We start from the raw sequence: 13,905 nt of genomic DNA, 5'->3' as shown, positions 1-13,905 counted from the left end.
CGTGTCAACGCCTGGCATACCGGCTCCCACCTCGCGTGCCCGGCGATTTACACTCCAAGCCATGACTGTTGCCGCGAAGTTCAGCCGTGTCTCGCATCCCGCACCGAGTTCTGCGGAGCGGCGGCAGGAAGTACTCGCGGCGCCGGGGTTCGGGCGGTTCTTCACCGACCACATGGTCTCCATCGACTATGTGGACGGGCAGTGGGTGAACCCGACCGTCGAGCCGTACGCGCCGATCGCGATGGATCCGGCGACCATGGTCTTCCACTACGGCCAGGCCATTTTCGAGGGGCTGAAGGCGTACCGGCAGGCGGACGGGAGCATCGCCACCTTCCGCGTCGATGCCAATGCCGCGCGATTCCGTCGCTCGGCGGCGCGCATGGCGATGGCCGAGCTGCCCGATGAGCTGTTCATCGAATCCGTGCGCCAGCTGCTCGAAGTGGATGCCGACTGGGTGCCCGCGGCGGGCGGCGAGGACGCGCTGTACCTGCGGCCGTTCATGTTCTCCACCGAGGTCGGCCTGGGTGTGAAGCCGGCGTCCGGCTACAAGTACCTGCTGATGGGTTCCCCGGCCGGCGCGTACTTCGCCGGCGGGTTGAAGCCGGTCAAGGTGTGGCTGTCGACCGAATACGTGCGCGCCGCGCCGGGCGGTACCGGTGAGGCGAAGGTGGCGGGCAACTACGCCGCGTCGCTGCTCGCCCAGCGGCAGGCCGCCGAGAAGGGCTGCGACCAGGTGGTGTGGCTGGACGCCTGCGAGCACCGCTACGTCGAGGAGATGGGCACCAACAACCTGTTCTTCGTGTTCGGCAGCGGCTCGGACGCGCGCCTGGTGACCCCGGAGCTGTCGGGCTCGCTGCTACCCGGCATCACTCGCGATTCGCTCATCACCCTGGCCGCCGATGCGGGTTATGCGGTGCAGGAGCGCAAGGTGTCGGTGGAGGAGTGGCGCAAGGGCGTCGAATCCGGTGAAATCACCGAGGTTTTCGGCTGCGGTACCGCCGCGGTCGTCATTCCGGTGGGCTCGGTGCGCTCCGCGGAGGGTGAATTCACCATCGGCAGCGGGGAACCGGGCGAGGTGACCATGGCGTTGCGCGACACCCTCACCGGTATTCAGCGCGGCACCTTCGCCGACAAGCACGGCTGGATGCGTACGCTCGCCTGAGCTGAACAACGAAATCCGCCCGCTCCGAAGGTATTCGGGGCGGGCGGATTGCTGTCGAAGGGTGTGATCAGCTCGGCATGAACATCTGCCACTGTTCGAGGGTCTGCGGCCGCATCACGTAGTTGTGATCGCGAACGTGCGAGAGCGTCGCGGACGGCTCCTCGGAGTACCAATGCCCCGGGTATACCACCGGATCCCCTTGCAGCCCAGCCAGATACCGCAGGCTGCGGAACATGTCGTCGGAGTTGCCGCCCGGGAAATCGGTGCGGCCGCAGCCATCCACGAACAGGGTGTCGCCCGCGATGAGCCGGTTCTCGAACAGGAAGCACTGGCTGCCCGGCGTATGCCCGGGCGTATGCAGCAGCTCGATCTCGAAGCCGCCGACCGCGACCTTGTCGCCGTGCGCGTGCCCGGTCAGTTCGGAGGGCGCGATGCCGGTGACGTTCGCGACCCACGGCAGCTCTTCCGCGTTGACGTGCACGGCCACATCGGTCTTCTCGAGGAGTTCCTTCACCCCGCGCAGCGTGAATCCGAGCATGGTGCCGCCGACATGATCGGGGTGGTGATGCGTGGCCAGCACCCCGGTCAGCCGCATCCCGTCTTCCTCGGCGATCTCGACCAGCTGCCCGGCCTCGTACGCCGGATCCACCACGACGGCCTCGCCGGTGTCCCGATCGCCGATCAGGTACGCGAAATTGCGCATCTGCGTGGCGATCGGATCGCCGACCGCCCAGTCACGCCCGGACAGCAGCTGTCGAAAATACAAACGGTCGGAAGCCATGCGGTAAGAGTAGCTAGGCCGCGAGCGGCGTCTCGGCCGCGCACCGCTCAGCGACCACGCGCAGCCAATTGGCGAAGAACAGCCGGGAGTGCGCGGACCAGTCGGCGGCCACTTCGCGGTAATCGGCGGGCAGCGGCAGGTGGTCGAGCAGGCGCGGGTCGCGTTGGGTGCGAACCAGTTCGGCGTGTTCGATCAGCCGGGCGTACACGTCGGCGGGGAAGTAGCCGCGCGGGATATGGGGGAAGGAGAGGGCCGGATCGGCCAGCCAGCGCCGCAGATCCCGCCGGTATTCGCGGGCCATGGTGTCGCACAGGTACTCCGGATGGCCCTGGATGAACACCCGGTCCGGCCCGTCGGCGGCGAGCTGCCATTCGGCGTCGGCGGAATCCAGCAGGATGGGCACCCCGGCTGCGCGCAAGTCCGCGGAGAGCATCGCGTTCCAGCGGGAATGGGGAACCAGCACGGTCTCGGGCAGGTCGGTGGTCAGCGCATCGGCCACCACGTGATGCTCGAAGCACCCGTGCTGCCGGCGCGCCAGCCGCTGCCGTCCCAGCCCGTACAGCAGGTGTAGCGCGGCGTGGGCGGATTGGCAGGAGAACAGCAGGGCAGACCCCGCGCATTCGCGCAGCATGGCGTCGATGATCCGCAGGCACGGCTCGCCGGCGATATCCCCGGTGGTCGGTTCGCTGCCGCTGACTATGAGTGCGTCCATCACCGCGAGCCCGGCCCAGTCCACGTCCTCGACCGGCCCGCGCGGATCGATCCCGAAAACCGTTGTCTCCAAATGGATTCCCCCGGGAACGAGCTCCTGGCTCGCCCCCGTCACCGCCTCCAGGAATACCCGGCGAGTCATGCTCTCGGGTCGCAGCGAGATCAAGTCGACAATGCCGACCCGCACCACCATCATCAGGTCCTTCGAATAAGACTTCGGGCGCACAGAAAACCGCACGCCGATCAACGAGGATCAGCGTGCGGGACGAACTTGTCGAGCAGGTTTCAGGCGAGAATATTTTCGATCTCGGCCGCGGCCTCCGCGCCGTACGCCTCACGCAGGCGCTTCAACGCGACATCGCGATCGAGGGTCCATTCCTGGGTGCCGACGGTCTCCAGGATGAGCACGGCGATGAGCGAACCGAGCTGGGCCGAACGCTCCAGGGACAGGCCCGCGCTGTGGCCGGTGAGGAAGCCGGCGCGGAAGCCGTCGCCGACGCCGGTGGGATCGACCTTGGCGGTGTCGGGGACCACGTCCACGTGCAGTTCGGTGCCGTCGCGGTCGACGATCTTCGCGCCCTTGGAGCCGAGCGTGGTGACCCGGATGCCTACGCGCTCAGCGACTTCCGCTTCGGTGAGGCCGGTCTTGGACAGCAGCAGACCCCACTCGTATTCGTTGGTGAACAGGTAGGCGGCGCCGTCGATGAGCTCGAGCGCCTGCTCGCCGTCGAGGCGGGCCAGCTGCTGCGACGGGTCGGCGGCGAAGGGGATGCCGGCGGTGCGGGCCTGCTGGGTGTGCAGGACCATGGCGTCCGGATCGTTCGCGCCGACCAGCACCAGCGAAAGGTCGCGGCCCGCAGCCAGATCGACGATGGAGATGTCGCGGGCCTCGCTCATCGCGCCCGGGTAGAAGGAGGCGATCTGGGCCATGGACTCGTCGGTGGTGCAGACGAAGCGCGCGGTGTGGGCTTCGGTGGAGACCTTGACGGCCGAGCAGTCGACGCCGTTGTCCTGCAACCAGTTCCGGTAGTCGGAGAAGTCGGGGCCGACCGCGCCGACCAGCAGCGGGGACTGGCCGAGCAGGCCCATGGCGTAGGCGATATTGCCCGCCACGCCGCCGCGGCGGATGACCAGGTCGTCGACGAGGAAGCTCAGCGAGACGTGCTGAAGCTGGTCTGCCAGTAGCACATCGGAGAATTTCCCGGGGAATCGCATCGGATGGTCGGTCGCGATGGAGGCGGACACGGCGATGGTCACGGCTGTGGATCCTTCGGTGACATGCGCGCACACCATTAGACGTGCAGACGCGGTGGGCCGGGTAGGGGAGGCAGCCGAAACTGACTGCACTTAGAAAATACAACGCCCGTTCCCGGAAAAGAACTGTCCGGGACGGTTCGTGTTCAACTCCCGAAGCTCTCAGGGGCTTCGCCCCGAACACGAGTGGGCGCTGGACACACAACAGCGCGGAACCTCCGCAGGGGATGTTCCGCGCTGGATGCGCTATCTCAGTTGAAGCTGTCGCCGCAGGCGCAGGAGCCGGTGGCGTTGGGGTTGTCGATGGTGAAACCCTGCTTCTCGATGGTGTCGACGAAGTCGATCGAGGCGCCCTGGATGTAGGGGGCGCTCATGCGGTCGACGGCCAGCTTGACGCCGCCGAACTCGACGACCAGGTCGCCGTCGAGCGAGCGATCGTCGAAGAAGAGCTGGTAGCGCAGGCCCGCGCAGCCACCGGGCTGGACGGCGATGCGCAGCGCCAGATCGTCGCGGCCCTCCTGGTCGAGCAGCGCCTTAGCCTTGGCCGCGGCAGCATCGGTCAGAGTTGCACCGTGAGTGGTGGGCTCGTTCTGCACAGTCATGGACTCTCCTAAAAGGACCTGTTTTCAACCCGTGAAATGCGCACGGCTCGGTGGCTGTCAACGCCGCTTCGCGGGCGACTATTCCCAATCCTACGCGGCGGCTGTACCGCACAGCGGCGAGGCTGTTCGGTCGCGGGCGAATAGCCGGGGTGGTCCCGAATCGACAACTGATCTCGAGTGGCGGGGGTAACTCGCCGGCGGCACCCCGCATCGGGTCGGCTCGCAACCGGCGGCCCACATGGATGGCCGGTAAACGGCTCTCAGCTGGGCGCTGAAGTTCCGGGGAGGCGGAATTGTTAGCCTTTCGGCGTGAAGTTCCTGCGCCGTGGCGAGTCCAATCCCGCATCCGAGTCCGTCAGTGCCGACGCCGGTGGTGCCGCGACGGTCGCGGACAAGCCGGTCACCCTCGGTAAGGGCCGGCCGACCCCGAAGCGTCGCGAGGCCGAAGCCCGCCGTCGCGGACCGGTCGCGCCCGCCCCGAAGACCTCGAAGGAGGCGCGTGAGCGGCGCAAATCGCTGCGCGGGTCCAAGGAGGATCGCAAGGCGGCCTCGGCCGAGCGCAAGGCCGGGATGCAGGATCGCCGGGCCCGCATGCTCGCCGGTGAGGAGCAGTATCTGCTGCCGCGCGACAAGGGTCCGGTCAAGGCTTATGTGCGCGATATCGTCGACGCGCGTCGTAACCTGCTCGGGTTGTTCATGCCCCTTGCGCTGGTGCTGATCGTGAGCATGGTGCTCCCCTCGCAGGGTATGCAGGCCATCGTCACGCTCGCCATGCTGATCATGATGCTGTTCATGGCCGCCGAGGGCGTCGTGCTCGGCCGCATCGTCAACAAGCGGGTGCGCGAACGCTTCCCGGAGGCCACCGACTCCGGCTTCTCGCTCGGCTGGTACGCCTTCGTGCGCGCCTCGCAGGTGCGCCGTATGCGCGCCCCGAAGCCGCGGGTGAGCGCGGGCGACAGCGTCTGACCTGAAAACGTCGGAAGGCCGGGTGAGCAGTGGCGCTCACCCGGCCTTCTTTGTCTATCGATCAGCGCGCGGGATCAACGTGTTCTGTCGCGCCGCCGTCCACCAGCGGCCGTCCTGCTTGACGAGTACATAGAGCGCGATCATCGCCGGATCCCGGTCGATGAGCTCGCCCGCCGCCGTGGTCGCCCGCGCCACCTTGTGCGCGATCGCCACATCCGGCCGCAGGAAGGTGATGTCGGTGATCTCGTAGCGGACGTACTCGTCCTTCAGGAAGCCGGCGAGTCCGGCGGTATTCGCCGCGAGCAGTGTGTCGTAGCCGGTCATGAGCGTGCCGACGGCATTGACCACGGCCGCGTTGGCGGTGAAGTCGGCGGTCATCAGCTCGGGATCATTGGTGTTGTAACCGGTTTCGACATTCGCGATGAGCTGCCGGATGGCGGCGATGTCCGCGTCGTGGTCGACGGTCCGATCCTCGACGATCGGTGCCTGAATATTCGCTGTACCCATGGCACCAATCCTCGGAACTCAACATTGGTTGAGGTCAAGGGCTTTCGTTGTGCACCCGGTCACCGGCTCAGCCGTGTTCGCGCATCCCGGCGATCGCCCGCAGGTCGTGTGCGGCGCGTTCGCGGTCGCGATCGGCGAAGTTGGTGGAACCGGCGAGTTCCCAATCGGTTTCGCGGTGGAAGGGGACCGCGCGGCCGGCGGCGGCGAACAGGGCGAAGATGCGGGAGAACATGGCGGCTACGTGCGATTCGGTAGTGGCGATGCGGAATTCGGCATTGCGGGAGATGGTGGTCATGGCTACACCTCGAGTTCGTCGGTACGGTCGGTTTCGCCGCCGGCCATGGCGGCGCAGGTCAGGAAACCCAGGGCGCTCATGGCAGTTCCGGCGGTGACGATTGCGGTGAGTGCGTCCATGGCAGTAAGTTTTCTCCAAGGAACTTTCTGCCAACAGTGGCTGTTCTGACATTGTTCGCAAAAATCCAGCCAGGTAGGGTGGAGCCATGCTGTCGAAGGTCGCCGTCGTACTCAACGACCGCCTCGCCATGTTCGAATTCGGCGTGGTCTGTGAGGTTTTCGGACTGGATCGCACCGCCGACGGACTACCCGCCTTCGACTTCCGGGTGTGCGGGGCCGAACCGGGCAAACCGCTGACCACCAGTTCACCCGGCATAACCGTGACACCGCAATACAGCCTCGCGGAATTGCACGACGCTGATCTGGTGGCTATACCGGCGTTCCCGTTTACGGCGGGCATCCCCATGGATCCGCGTCTGGTCGAAGCCGTGCGGCAGGCGTCCGACAATGGGGCGACCGTGCTGACCGTGTGCTCCGGGGCGTTCCTGGCGGGCGAGGCCGGACTGCTGGACGGGCGCAAATGCACCACGCATTGGCGGTATGTCGAGCAACTGGCGCAACGGTTTCCGCAGGCCACCGTCGATCCGGATGTGCTGTTCGTGGACGAGGGGAACCTGATCACCAGCGCGGGGACGGCGGCCGGGATCGACGCCTGCCTGCATCTGGTGCGGCGGGAATTGGGCAGCAGCGTGGCCAATGCCGTCGCGCGGCGCATGGTGGTGCCGCCGCAGCGGGACGGCGGGCAGCGGCAGTTCATCGAGCGGCCGGTGGTGGATTGCAGCTCCGATTCGCTCAGCGAGACGCTGCACTGGATGGGCGAGCATCTCGAAATGCCGCACACCATCGATTCATTGGCGGCGCGCACCGCCATGTCCACGCGCACCTTCGCGCGCAAGTTCGCCGCCGAGACCGGGACGACGCCGGTGAAATGGCTGACCGGGCAACGGATTCTGCTGGCCAAGCAGCTGCTCGAAGAGACCGATCTGGATCTGGAATCGCTCGCCGCGCGCTGCGGGTTCGGGTCGGGGGCCTTGCTGCGGCATCACTTTCAGCGCTTGGTCGGGATCGCGCCGGTGGAGTATCGGCGACGATTCGGGGCGCGGGTGTCGTAGACGGTTGTTAGCGTGTGGGGGATGAGTATCGAGTTTCTACTGACGACGCTCGTCATCGTGGCGACGCCGGGCACGGGGGTGCTGTTCACGCTGGCGGCCGGGTTGTCGCGCGGGGTGAAAGCCAGTGTGATCGCGGCCTTCGGGTGCACGCTGGGCATCGTGCCGCATATGCTCGCGGCGATCACGGGTCTGGCCGCGCTGCTCAACGCGAGCGCCGTCGCCTTCCAGACCTTGAAGTACCTGGGTGTGGCGTACCTGCTCTACATGGCCTGGAACACCTTGCGGGACAAGGGCGCGCTGGCCGTTCCCGAGGAGACCACTGCGGCCGCCCCGTCGGCCGGGCGGGTGATCCTCTCGGCGATCCTGCTGAATGTCCTCAACCCCAAGCTGACGATCTTCTTCTTCGCGTTCCTGCCGCAGTTCGTGCCCGCCGGGTCGGTCGACGCGTTGCCGCGGATGCTCGAACTGAGCGGCCTGTTCATGCTCGCGACCTTCATCGTCTTCGCCGTCTACGGCGCGTGCGCCGCGGCCGTCCGCAACCACATCATCTCCCGTCCCGTCGTGGTGGCGTGGATGCGCCGGGTTTTCGGCGTCTCCTTCGTCGCCCTGGCCGGACGCCTGGCGGTGCAGAACCAGTAACGCCGCGTCGCTCCCTCCGGAGCAGGCGAGCCGCAACGGCGCGCTCGCTCCGACCGTGCCGACTCCGCCGTCATCCGGCTGCGGTTGATAACGTGCTGACGTGTCGCACACTGCTCAAACATCCGATAAGCCGCTCCGGACACTGGTGCTCGGCGGAGCCCGCTCCGGCAAGTCGGCTTTCGCGGAACACCTGGTTGCTTCGGGAGCGGTGCGGTACATCGCCACCGCGGTCCTCGACCCCACCGACGCCGACTTCGCGGAACGGATCGCGGCACACCGCGCCCGCCGCCCCGCCGAATGGGCGGTCGTCGAAGGCGATGTGGCCGCGGCGCTGACCGAAACGACCGCTCGCAGCAGTGCGCAGATCGCCGCCGACGCCGCAGACGTCGCCGGCGGATCGGTGCCGGCGACGCTGATCGACGACCTCGGTACCTGGCTGGCCGCGCGCATCGACGCCCGCGCCGCCTGGGAATCCCCCCGCGGCACCGTGGCTCCCGACATCGACGCGCTGGTAGCCGCCGTCACCGCCTACCCGCACCGCCTGGTCGTCGTCACTCCCGAAACCGGCCTCGGCGTCGTTCCGCCGACCCCCGTCGGCCGCCTGTTCCGCGATGAACTCGGCACCCTCAACCAGCGCCTGGCCGCCATCTGCGACGAGGTCTACCTCGTCGTCGCCGGCCAAGCCCTGCAAATCAAACCCGACCGCGCCGCCCTCACCGACGCCGTCGCCAACGCCTCCTTCGGCGCCCTCGCCCAGACACCGGCGGATCTCGCCCCTGCTCAGGCCCACCCGGCAGCCGCATCCTCCGATGCGCTCGCTGCTGCCACGCCCGAGAGCGCGGTGCCGATGACCGGAAGCATGGCGTCAGCAACCGTCGCTGCGAGCGCCGGGTTGCCGGCGGGTACTCCGGGCGCCGGCCTCGGGGAACCGGGTGCGGCCGAGGGAGATTCGCTCGCGGACTCCGCTGTCGCCGGTGGGGCGGCGAATCTTTCGAAGGTGCGGGTGAAGTTCGGGCCGGTGGATGGGCCCGATGCGGTGGTGCGGGCGGCGGCGGAGGAGCGGCAGGGGCAGTTGACCAAGCCGGCTCGGGCGCTGGGGCGGTTGGAGGCTTTGGGGAATTGGGTGGCGGCCTGTCAGGGCGTGGTGCCGCCCAAGCAGTTCGAGCGGGCTCGGGTGGTGGTGTTCGCGGGGGATCACGGCGTGGCGCGGCACGGGGTGTCGGCTTATCCGAGTGAGGTGACCGGGCAGATGGTCGCCAATTTCCGGAACGGCGGCGCGGCGGTGAATGTGCTGGCGCGGTTGGCGGATGCGACCGTGCGGGTGGAAGACATTGCGGTGCAGGGGGATACGGCGGCGGAGATTTCGCGGTTCAAGGTGCGGCGGTCGAGTGGGTCCATCGATCGCGAGGATGCGTTGAGCGAGGCGGAGGTGCAGGCGGCGTTGGCGGCGGGGGCCGCCATCGCCGATGAGGAGATCGACTCCGGGGCGGATCTGCTGATCGCCGGGGAGATGGGGATCGGGAACACCACCCCGGCGACCGTGCTGATCGCCACGCTCACCGATACCGAACCGGTGGTCGCGGTCGGTCGCGGCACCGGCGTCGACGATGCCGGTTGGATCCGCAAGACCGCCGCCATCCGGGACGCCATGTGGCGGGCGCGCCCGCACGTCAAGGATCCGGTCGCCTTGCTGCGCACCGCATCCGGCGCGGACCTGGCCGCCATGGCGGGCTTCCTGGCCCGCGCGGCCGCCCGGCGCACCCCGGTCATCTTGGACGGCGTGGTCGTCACGGCGGCGGCCCTCGTCGCCGACCTGCTCTCGCCCGGCGCTCGCGACTGGTGGGTCGCCGGGCATCGATCCAGCGAGCCGTCGCACACCATCGCGCTCGGCCGGTTGAACCTGGAACCGTTGCTGGACATGGAAATGCGCCTCGGCGAAGGCTCCGGCGCGCTGACCGCCCTCCCCATCCTCCGCGCCGCCGTCGCCACCCTCGCCGATATGGCGACCTTCGCCGAAGCGGGCGTGAGCACCGCCGACGAAGTCAGCACCGTGGACGCTGGTGCCTGACCCCGGTGCGGCGGTGAACGGTGCGCGGCTGGCGATTTCGTGGTTGACCGTGTTGCCGGTGCGCGGGCCGGATCAGGTCGATCGGCGGGCGGCCGGGCGGGCTATCGGCTGGGCGCCGGTGGTCGGGGTGCTGCTCGGGGTGGGTGCGGCCGGTGTGTTGTGGGGGTTGGCGGCCGCGGGGGCGTCGTGGTTGCTCGGCGGGTTCGTTGCGGTAGCGGGGCTGGCGTTGATCACTCGGGGGATGCATATCGACGGGCTCGCCGACACCATGGATGGGCTGGGGAGTTACGGGCCGCCGGAGCGGGCTCGGGAGATCATGAAAAGTGGTGGGGCGGGGCCGTTCGGGGTGGCGGCGCTGATCTTCGTGATCGGGATTCAGGCTGCCTCGTTCGGGGCGTTGGGTGCTGCCGGGCACTGGGGTGCGGTGGTGCTGGCGGTAGCCGTGGGGCGGGTGGCCGTGGTGCTGGCTTGCCGGAGGGGGATCGAGGCTGCGCCCGGTGCCGGGTTCGGGGCGTTGGTGGCGGGGACGCAGCCGATGGTGGTGGGGGTGCTTTGGGGTGGGATCGGTGTCGTCGCTGGGGTTTTCGCGACCGGTGACTGGCGGGGGCCGGTGGGTGTGCTGGCGGCGCTGCTGGTCGCGGCGGTTCTGGTGCGGCACTGTGTGCGGCGGTTCGGCGGGTTGAACGGTGATGTGCTCGGTGCGGCGCTGGAGGTGGGCGTCACGGTTGCCGGTGCGGTATTCAGCTTGAACGTTTGATCGGAAGGTCGGAGTTTTGCTCCACTTTCGCCCCCCATCCGTCAGAAAACTGACCGAAACCAGCTGAAAGTGGAGCAAAACTCCAACTCACTGCGGGACCAATTGGCCCACTGCCGTTTCGACGAAGTCGATCAGGCGCGCCGGCGGGTAGCGGTCCGGATCGGTGAGGGTGGAGCGGAGCAACTGTTCGCCTACCGCCAGCAGGGCGATGGCGAGGACTTCGGCGTCGAGTCCGGTGGGGCCGTCGGCGCGTTCCGCCGCCCAGTCGATCAGGGCGCGCAGGTTGGACAGCGCGAAATCGCGGGCGCGCGTCGAGTATTCGCGGACTTCGGGCGGGGCGTCCTGGGCGGGGAGGATCAGCAGGCGGGCGGAGTCGGGGTGGGTCGCGGCGGCGCGGAGCATATTGGCGGCGGCGGTGGCCAGGGTGGCGGCGAAGCCGGTGCGGTCGGCGGGGGCGGGCATGGCGGTGTCGAGTTGGGAGAGGACACGGTGTTGTTCGCGTTCCAGCAGAGCGAGCAGCAGCGGGCCGCGGCCCGGGTATGCCGCGTACACCCGGGGTTTGGCGAGTTGGACTTCGCGGGCGACGGCTTCCATGGTGGTGGCGGCGTAGCCGTCGCGGGTTACCAGGCGCAGAGTGGCGTCGAGGATCTGCTCGCGGCGGACCTCTAGATCCATGCGGGGCTGGCGGGGGCGGCGATCTGGCACGAGTTCACGGTAGGGGACGACTTTTCGGGCGGGAGCACGGGCACAACGTGGCGGGCGCTCAATAGAAATCGGTGCTGCCCAGCCGGGGCGGGGTGAGCTGGAGGGGGCCGTTCGCGAGCCAGGCTCCGGCGGGCCAGCAGACCGGAGCCAGCCGGGCGGCGATGGTGCGGCGGCGGCGCATGCCGGGATCGGGGGCGCGCATGATGTGCAGCGCGCGGGACGAGACGTCGCGATTGCGGATGCCCCAGGCGCGGCGGTCGTTCGCACAGCGGGTGATGGCCTGGTGTGCGGCGGCGCGAGAGGGCGAATCGATCGCGGCGGCAATGGCATTCGCCGCGTCGGTGGCATCCAGCACGCCCGAGTTGAGCCCGCGACCGCCCCACGGCGCGAAGAGATGCGCGGCTTCGCCCGCCAGCAGGACGCGGCGGTGCGGGTCGGTGTAGCAGTCGGCGACCACTTGGTGGAAGCGGTAGGTGGAGATCCAGCTGATGTGCTCGGCGTACCAGGGCGACACGATCGGGGCGGTCCATTCGCGGATGCCTTCGGGAGTGGCAAGGTGTTCCGCGTCGTCGCCGGGATGGCATTGCAGGTCGATTCGCATGCCGCCGCGAAACGGCATGTGCATGACGTTGCGGCCGTCCATATCGGGGTGACGGTAGTAGAAGTGCCCGGGCGTACCGGGGGTGGAACCGTCCGGGTGCTCCAGGACATCGACGATGATGAACGGAGTGTCGTCGGTGTGCCCGATCATGGTGGCACCGATGGCTTTCCGCACCACCGAGCGCGCCCCGTCCGCGCCGATCACATAGCTCGCGTCCACGGTGCCGCCGGAATTCAGGACGATGCGAACCCCACTCGGGTGCGGTTCCAGCTCCGAAACCCCTGCCTCCCATCGGAATTCGACGCCCGCATGCACGCATGCGTCGTACAGATGCCGCTCGGTGACCCGCTGCGGCAAGCTGGTCACGAACTTGTCGGCGCGTGCGATCCGGCCGAACACTCCACTGCCGGAGCGGAAATGGAAGATCCGCTGCTTTTCGTAATAGGCGTCGTACCCGCTGAGCCCGATGCCGTCCGCCGCGATGGCCCGCCCCAAACCGGGCAAGACCGATTCGAGCCGCCGCAGGGTGGGAAAGGCCAGTGCGATCGCCCGGCTGCCGGGCCGGACCCGTTGCCGCGGTTCGGATTCCAGGACCAGCGTGGACAGCCCGTGCCGGGCCAGTGTCAGTGCCGCGGTGAGTCCGACGGGCCCCGCGCCGACCACCACACAGGGGTCGCCGGGCCGATGGGGAGGAAGCATGGTGCCCTCTCGTCAGTGCTGATGACCCCTGTACGGTACCGTAACTACGGAGCCGTAACTAGAGTTCGGCCGAATCGCCGCCCGCCGGAAAAGTGCGGTGTAACAGATTGTTTGCCGAACGCAATCCAACCCGCTCTCGGCGGCGAATACCTTCCGAACGAATCTGCCCGGGTCTGGAGATGGAGTCGCGCTATGGCTTTGCGTTTGGGCGTGCTCGTGCTGTTCGGGATCGTCGCGGTGGTGGTGTTCATCGTCGGCGACAAGCTGCGGCCCAAGTCGTGGCGGCACTCGGACGACGAAGCCTCGAGCACGATGGTGCTGGACCTGGTCAATATGTTCTTCGCGGCCATTGTGGCGTTCGTGGTGGTGATTCTGTGGCAGCAGTACGACACTGCCCACGCGCACACCGTGTCCGAGGCCAAAGGGCTGGTGACCGTGTACGAGGCGGCCAATGATCTGCCCGACGACTACCGCATCCAGATCCAGGGTCTGACAAGGGAATACACCAAGCAGGTGGTCGGCGAGGAATGGTCGGTGATGGATTCCGAGCGGCGGCTGAGCCCGGAGGCGCAGGACACCTTCGACGATCTGCGCTCGAACGTCTCCGCCGTGCCCGGCACCGATCCGGAGGTGAAAGCCGTGCAGGACAAGGCCGATGCCGCCCTCGATATCGTCGCCGAGGCGCGCTACGACCGGGCGCTCGACGCGGAGTACCGGCTGCCCGGGTTCCTGTATGTCGCGCTCTGGTTCGGCACCGTCATGCTGCTGCTGGGCACCGTGTTGTCCGGGGTGATGGTCACCAAGCGCAGCGTGCTCATGACCGCGCTGTTCGGCCTGGTGATCGGCGGGGTGATCGTGGCGATCTACCAGCTGGATCAGCCGTTCGCGGGCGGGAACACCGTCTCCAAGGAAGCCTACGAGCTGGCGCTTTCGCGATTCCAGCAGATCACGTCCGCCAGTACCGTCAACGCGCTGCCGCGCTGACGC

15 protein-coding genes are annotated in these 13,905 nt (G+C 68.0%); 7 read left to right on the top strand and 8 right to left on the bottom strand.

Going from position 1 to position 13,905, the window contains the following annotated elements; genetic code table 11:
- The first annotated feature begins 61 nt into the window (after positions 1-61).
- Positions 62-1,162, top strand: coding sequence for a branched-chain amino acid aminotransferase (locus NI1_RS35335; RefSeq protein WP_067830293.1), 1,101 nt, complete (start codon positions 62-64; stop codon positions 1,160-1,162).
- Positions 1,163-1,229: 67 nt separating this feature from the next.
- Here NI1_RS35335 and NI1_RS35330 read toward each other — a convergent pair whose 3' ends face one another.
- The 4 genes from NI1_RS35330 to NI1_RS35315 form a co-directional block, all read right to left on the bottom strand.
- Positions 1,230-1,943, bottom strand: a complete 714-nt coding sequence (locus NI1_RS35330; protein WP_067830290.1) for an MBL fold metallo-hydrolase — start codon at positions 1,941-1,943, stop codon at positions 1,230-1,232.
- Between the two features lie 13 nt (positions 1,944-1,956).
- On the bottom strand, positions 1,957-2,847 hold the full coding sequence (locus NI1_RS35325) for a homoserine O-acetyltransferase/O-succinyltransferase family protein (protein WP_169815684.1): 891 nt from the start codon (positions 2,845-2,847) through the stop codon (positions 1,957-1,959).
- Positions 2,848-2,939: 92 nt separating this feature from the next.
- Positions 2,940-3,911: a carbohydrate kinase family protein gene (locus NI1_RS35320; protein WP_067830456.1), complete on the bottom strand. Its 972-nt coding sequence runs from the start codon at positions 3,909-3,911 to the stop codon at positions 2,940-2,942.
- 248 nt (positions 3,912-4,159) lie between these two features.
- Positions 4,160-4,510: a HesB/IscA family protein gene (locus tag NI1_RS35315; RefSeq protein ID WP_067717607.1), complete on the bottom strand. Its 351-nt coding sequence runs from the start codon at positions 4,508-4,510 to the stop codon at positions 4,160-4,162.
- Positions 4,511-4,819: 309 nt separating this feature from the next.
- Here NI1_RS35315 and NI1_RS35310 point away from each other — a divergent pair, with 309 nt between their 5' ends.
- On the top strand, positions 4,820-5,476 hold the full coding sequence (locus tag NI1_RS35310; RefSeq protein ID WP_067830284.1) for a DUF3043 domain-containing protein: 657 nt from the start codon (positions 4,820-4,822) through the stop codon (positions 5,474-5,476).
- A gap of 54 nt (positions 5,477-5,530) precedes the next feature.
- Here the strand turns inward: NI1_RS35310 and NI1_RS35305 are convergent, their stop codons facing one another.
- Together NI1_RS35305 and NI1_RS35300 are read right to left on the bottom strand one after the other, a co-directional pair.
- The gene (locus NI1_RS35305; RefSeq protein ID WP_067830281.1) at positions 5,531-5,983 is read right to left on the bottom strand and encodes an SgcJ/EcaC family oxidoreductase; all 453 of its coding nucleotides are present in this window, start codon (positions 5,981-5,983) and stop codon (positions 5,531-5,533) included.
- Between the two features lie 67 nt (positions 5,984-6,050).
- On the bottom strand, positions 6,051-6,278 hold the full coding sequence (locus tag NI1_RS35300; RefSeq protein ID WP_067830278.1) for a hypothetical protein: 228 nt from the start codon (positions 6,276-6,278) through the stop codon (positions 6,051-6,053).
- Positions 6,279-6,483: 205 nt separating this feature from the next.
- On the opposite strand from NI1_RS35300, the gene NI1_RS35295 reads away from it, so the two are divergent.
- From NI1_RS35295 to NI1_RS35280, 4 genes are all read left to right on the top strand, one after another.
- The gene (locus NI1_RS35295) at positions 6,484-7,449 is read left to right on the top strand and encodes a helix-turn-helix domain-containing protein (RefSeq protein ID WP_067830275.1); all 966 of its coding nucleotides are present in this window, start codon (positions 6,484-6,486) and stop codon (positions 7,447-7,449) included.
- A gap of 21 nt (positions 7,450-7,470) precedes the next feature.
- Positions 7,471-8,088 carry a LysE family translocator gene (locus NI1_RS35290; RefSeq protein WP_067830454.1) on the top strand — a complete coding sequence of 206 codons (618 nt, stop codon included), beginning with the start codon at positions 7,471-7,473 and terminating at the stop codon, positions 8,086-8,088.
- A gap of 100 nt (positions 8,089-8,188) precedes the next feature.
- Entirely contained in the window at positions 8,189-10,156 is a 1,968-nt protein-coding gene (gene cobT, locus NI1_RS35285; protein ID WP_067830273.1) for a nicotinate-nucleotide--dimethylbenzimidazole phosphoribosyltransferase, read from the top strand.
- A 13-nt stretch (positions 10,157-10,169) separates the two neighbouring features.
- A complete protein-coding gene (locus NI1_RS35280) occupies positions 10,170-10,913 on the top strand; it encodes an adenosylcobinamide-GDP ribazoletransferase (RefSeq protein ID WP_067830451.1) in 744 nt (247 codons plus the stop codon).
- Between the two features lie 87 nt (positions 10,914-11,000).
- Here the strand turns inward: NI1_RS35280 and NI1_RS38595 are convergent, their stop codons facing one another.
- Together NI1_RS38595 and NI1_RS35270 are read right to left on the bottom strand one after the other, a co-directional pair.
- On the bottom strand, positions 11,001-11,618 hold the full coding sequence (locus NI1_RS38595) for a TetR/AcrR family transcriptional regulator (protein WP_169815683.1): 618 nt from the start codon (positions 11,616-11,618) through the stop codon (positions 11,001-11,003).
- Between the two features lie 58 nt (positions 11,619-11,676).
- Complete coding sequence (locus tag NI1_RS35270) at positions 11,677-12,918, bottom strand: FAD-dependent monooxygenase (RefSeq protein ID WP_067830267.1); 1,242 nt, start codon at positions 12,916-12,918, stop codon at positions 11,677-11,679.
- Positions 12,919-13,110: 192 nt separating this feature from the next.
- Here NI1_RS35270 and NI1_RS35265 point away from each other — a divergent pair, with 192 nt between their 5' ends.
- Positions 13,111-13,902, top strand: a complete 792-nt coding sequence (locus tag NI1_RS35265; protein ID WP_067830264.1) for a bestrophin-like domain — start codon at positions 13,111-13,113, stop codon at positions 13,900-13,902.
- The last annotated feature ends 3 nt before the right edge of the window (positions 13,903-13,905 follow it).

Origin of the sequence: Nocardia inohanensis NBRC 100128 (genome assembly GCF_001612945.1) — a bacterium.
Taxonomy (GTDB): Bacteria; Actinomycetota; Actinomycetes; order Mycobacteriales; family Mycobacteriaceae; genus Nocardia; species Nocardia inohanensis.
This window is presented reverse-complemented; position numbering and strand designations above follow the sequence as displayed.

Excerpts from the sequence above, each read along its gene's own strand:
- NI1_RS35300 (WP_067830278.1), bottom strand. The coding sequence starts at position 6,278 with ATGACCACCATCTCCCGCAATGCCGAATTCCGCATCGCCACTACCGAA.
- NI1_RS35335 (WP_067830293.1), top strand. The coding sequence starts at position 62 with ATGACTGTTGCCGCGAAGTTCAGCCGTGTCTCGCATCCCGCACCGAGT.
- NI1_RS35325 (WP_169815684.1), bottom strand. The coding sequence starts at position 2,847 with ATGGTGGTGCGGGTCGGCATTGTCGACTTGATCTCGCTGCGACCCGAG.
- NI1_RS35330 (WP_067830290.1), bottom strand. The coding sequence starts at position 1,943 with ATGGCTTCCGACCGTTTGTATTTTCGACAGCTGCTGTCCGGGCGTGAC.
- NI1_RS35295 (WP_067830275.1), top strand. The coding sequence starts at position 6,484 with ATGCTGTCGAAGGTCGCCGTCGTACTCAACGACCGCCTCGCCATGTTC.
- NI1_RS35315 (WP_067717607.1), bottom strand. The coding sequence starts at position 4,510 with ATGACTGTGCAGAACGAGCCCACCACTCACGGTGCAACTCTGACCGAT.
- NI1_RS35305 (WP_067830281.1), bottom strand. The coding sequence starts at position 5,983 with ATGGGTACAGCGAATATTCAGGCACCGATCGTCGAGGATCGGACCGTC.
- NI1_RS35265 (WP_067830264.1), top strand. The coding sequence starts at position 13,111 with ATGGCTTTGCGTTTGGGCGTGCTCGTGCTGTTCGGGATCGTCGCGGTG.
- NI1_RS35270 (WP_067830267.1), bottom strand. The coding sequence starts at position 12,918 with ATGCTTCCTCCCCATCGGCCCGGCGACCCCTGTGTGGTGGTCGGCGCG.
- NI1_RS35290 (WP_067830454.1), top strand. The coding sequence starts at position 7,471 with ATGAGTATCGAGTTTCTACTGACGACGCTCGTCATCGTGGCGACGCCG.